Here is a 3,743-nt window from a genome sequence, read left to right as displayed (position 1 = left end):
TTACTACTTACAACTCCCATGACCATTATCCAGACAAAATGTCTTATTTATGGATGGTTGTTATTCTTGCTGTATCTCTTTCTCTTACCCTAATATTAATAACTCAACATCTGGCAAAAAGATATTAGCTGAAGACGAAAATAATCTTTTTATCCTTAAATTTGCTGTTGCCATTGGAACTCTAGGAGGCACTTGTTTTAAAAATGCTAATTTAACCGATGCCGACTTTAGTCACGCCATCCTTAAAAGTACAAATTTTCGATTTGCTAAGACCACTCGCACATTCTGGGGACAAACCAAATATCTAAAATTTGCCAGAGTTGAAAAAACCATATTAGAAGATATAAAAGTCAGAGAATTATTAAGAACTGGATACGGAAAAGACCAACAATATATAAGTGCCAACTTAAGAGGAGCAAACCTCATGAGTGCCGACCTTACTAACGCCAATTTCAAACTAGCAGACTTAGGAGAAGCTTCTCTTAAAGCTGCCAATTTAAAGGGCGCAAATTTAACCGAAACATTAGCAATAGGTACTAACTTTACCACCGCTCAAATGTCAGGAACTTGCCTAGAAGCTTGGAATATCGACCACACTACAATTCTGGATAATATTGAATCAAAATATATCTATTTATTAGAGAAACCAAAACCAGAAACAGACGACAGAGAACGTCGTCCCAGTAGTGGATATTTCCAAAAAGGAGACTTTACAAAATTATTCCAAGAAGTCTTGAATACTGTAGACTTAATATTCCGAAATGGAGTAGATGCCAAAGCATTTATGTCATCCTTCCAACAAGTACAAGTGGAAAACCAAGGCATCCCCATGACAATTCAAGGAATGGAAAATAAAGGCGATGGAGTAGTAGTAATTAAAATTAATGTACCCCCAGAAACGAATAAAGAAAAAATCCATCGGGAGTTTATGCAATTCTATGATGAAAATGTGAGAGCGTTAGAGGAAAAATATCAGAAAGAATTACAACAAATCAAAACGACAGATAAATCAAAATCTTCAGGACAGTGAAATAAAACATCAGATAGAGTGGGCAGAAATCAAAAAACAAAATGCTCGTTCACAAGAACAAAATAAATACATGATGTCTTTAGTTAATCAGATATTTCAAAAATCAACCTCTGCCAATTATTTAGTTACCCTCAATTTTGAAGGAGGAAATTTTGAAACAGGTTTTCCAGTAATTAGAGCAAATATTTGGTCAGACGGTCATCCTTTACCAACTTCTTTTACCAGCAACTTACCCCCAAACTTAAAAATTCCTCAACTCTATCAAGACTGGAGTCAAAAATATGAACAATTAAGAGAATGCTATAGAATTTTAGGCTTCCTTCCTAGAGTCAAAATTAAGAAAGAGCAGACAACAAATTTTTCCAAAAAAGATATACAGAAGGAGGCTCAAGAAATAGTTATTCAGATTCGGGAATTAGAGGAAGAGTGGCAAATTATTCTCAACAACTGGTTAAACATTTCAGATTTTAACCGCATAGAAAAGGAACTACGGACTAAATTTAACCCCTCAGATAAAGTCCGACTAATTATCCAATCTGAAGATAATTTAATCCAGCACATTCCCTGGCACTTATGGAATTTTTTATCTGATTATCAATTTGCGGAAACTGCTATAGGTTTGCCAGAAGCTAACCGAGTAGAAAAGTTAAATACTGCCAGGGAAAAAATCCGCATCTTAGCAATTTTTGGAGACGACAAAGGAATAAATGTTGAAGCAGATAAAGAATATTTGTCTAGTTTCTCCACAGAAGCAGAAATTCTCCCTTTAGTTAAACCAAGTCGCCAAGAACTAGACCAAAAATTATGGGATGAAAAAGGTTGGGATATTATTTGTTTTTCTGGTCATAGTCAAAGTAAAGCTGATGGGAGTAGCGGATGTTTTGATTTAGGAAATCAAACCACAATGACAATAGAGGAATTTTCTAATTCCCTAGCAACAACTATTAGGAAAGGTCTACAGTTAGCCATATTTAATTCCTGTGATGGATTAGGTTTAGCCAGACAATTTGCTAAGTTACATATTCCGGCAATTATTGTTATGCGAGAAGAAGTAGCAGATGTAGTTGCCCAGAAATTTTTACAGGATTTTCTCCAATTATTTGCTAGTGGAAAATCTCTATATATTTCCGTGCGAGAAGCGAGGGAAAAATTACAAATAATAGAAGATAAATTTCCTGGTGCAAGTTGGTTGCCAGTCATTTGTCAAAATTCCGCAGAAGTTCCTCCGTCATTCCAGTGCGGGCATCTTGCCCGCCAGTAATGTACCTTTATTAATTATCAAAGGAGAAAAATTACTATGAAATTTACCAATCCCAAGGTCGATTATGCCTTTAAAAAAATCTTCAGTTCAGAACAGAGTACAGACATTTTTATTGGCTTTATCAATCATCAGTTAACCGAATAAATAAATTTTCTAATTAATTTTTAGGAGTGAATCTAATGCTAATTCATTCATCTAAACAACCACTTTTCAGTTATCAGTTATCAGTTAACAGTTATCAGTTATCAATTAACAGTTATTAGTCATCTTTAGATGACTTCTGCTGTGAGCCAAGAAATAAATTTATTGGCGGATGAAAAAGAATCACTTAATTTTTCAGGGGCAAATCTAATGTTAATTCATTCATCCAGAAAACCACTTTACAGTTATCAGTTATCAGTTAACAGTTATCAGTTATCAGTTAACAGTTATTAGTCATCTTTAGATGACTTCTGCTGTGAGCCAAGAAATAAATTTATTGGCGGATAAAAAAGAATCACTTAATTTTTCAGGGGTAAATCTAATGTTAATTCATTCATCTAAACAACCACTTTACAGTTATCAGTTATCAGTTAACAGTTATCAGTTATCAGTTAACAGTTATTAGTCATCTTTAGATGACTTCTGCTGTGAGCCAAGAAATTTATTTATTGGCGGATAAAAAGAATCACTTAATTTTTCAGGGGCAAATATAATGCTAATTCATACATCCACACAACCACGAAAAAATTATCAAGGTCGTTCATTTAAAAATCGAGATTTGACTGGTCAAGACTTCTCTTTTGCAGATATAAGAGGAGCAGATTTTACTGGAGCAAATCTCACAGGTGCTAAGTTCAATTATACCTTAGCAGGATTAACAAAATCTCAGAAAATCAGACATATTTATTGTTACAGCTATCCTATCTATAACTGCAGGTATAGCAGCAACTATTGCTGTCTGATCTTCCCACAGGTTTTCTCCTTCCTAAACCAACACGATCCAATTCCAATTCCTGTCGGAGCAGTTATTTTTATATTTCTAGAATTTGTCAATATTAGTATATTGATAATTACTATTCGTCAAAGCATTCAAAAAATAATAGGGTATTTATTTTCCGTCATTCCTATAATAATGGTCATAATTTCCATACTTGCAGCGCTTGGTATAGGGGAGGAAAACGCTAGAGAATGGTATACTTTGTTAGGAAAATTTTTGAGTTTTTTGGGAATTACAGAAGCACAGTTTGTTGTATGGACTGGAAAGTTAAGATATTTCAGATTTAACAGTATTGCTCAGAACTTAAATGATAATGGCTCCATTGAGATAATTGTTAGCTTTATTATCTGTGTATTCGCAATATTTGTCTTAATTTTTACTCTCAGTTTAGCAGTAGCTTTAGCTGAAATTATTGCTGAAAAATGGTTGGGATATATAGCAGTAACTGGAGCAGGAATACTAGCAGTAATTGC

At 34.0% G+C, this 3,743-nt stretch carries 6 protein-coding genes; all 6 read left to right on the top strand.

The annotated features are described in order from the left end of the window. The first annotated feature begins 49 nt into the window (after nucleotides 1–49). Nucleotides 50–1,030, top strand: coding sequence for a pentapeptide repeat-containing protein (locus tag SAGCYANO_RS16485; protein ID WP_202221077.1), 981 nt, complete (start codon nucleotides 50–52; stop codon nucleotides 1,028–1,030). 70 nt (nucleotides 1,031–1,100) lie between these two features. Further along, nucleotides 1,101–2,291: a CHAT domain-containing protein gene (locus SAGCYANO_RS16480; RefSeq protein ID WP_202221076.1), complete on the top strand. Its 1,191-nt coding sequence runs from the start codon at nucleotides 1,101–1,103 to the stop codon at nucleotides 2,289–2,291. A 36-nt stretch (nucleotides 2,292–2,327) separates the two neighbouring features. After that, nucleotides 2,328–2,435 (top strand): PD-(D/E)XK nuclease family transposase, encoded by a 108-nt coding sequence (locus SAGCYANO_RS16475; protein WP_375339952.1) that lies wholly within the window; start codon nucleotides 2,328–2,330, stop codon nucleotides 2,433–2,435. A gap of 129 nt (nucleotides 2,436–2,564) precedes the next feature. Further along, on the top strand, nucleotides 2,565–2,726 hold the full coding sequence (locus SAGCYANO_RS16470) for a hypothetical protein (RefSeq protein WP_202221075.1): 162 nt from the start codon (nucleotides 2,565–2,567) through the stop codon (nucleotides 2,724–2,726). Between the two features lie 10 nt (nucleotides 2,727–2,736). Further along, on the top strand, nucleotides 2,737–2,898 hold the full coding sequence (locus SAGCYANO_RS16465) for a hypothetical protein (RefSeq protein ID WP_202221074.1): 162 nt from the start codon (nucleotides 2,737–2,739) through the stop codon (nucleotides 2,896–2,898). Between the two features lie 87 nt (nucleotides 2,899–2,985). Next, the coding region (locus SAGCYANO_RS16460) for a pentapeptide repeat-containing protein (protein WP_202221073.1) at nucleotides 2,986–3,743 on the top strand (758 nt) is incomplete at its 3' end.

It is taken from the genome of Okeania sp. KiyG1, assembly GCF_014132355.1.
Taxonomy (GTDB): domain Bacteria; phylum Cyanobacteriota; class Cyanobacteriia; order Cyanobacteriales; family Microcoleaceae; genus Okeania.
Note: the sequence above shows the minus strand (reverse complement) of the source record. Positions and strands in the feature narration are given on the sequence as shown.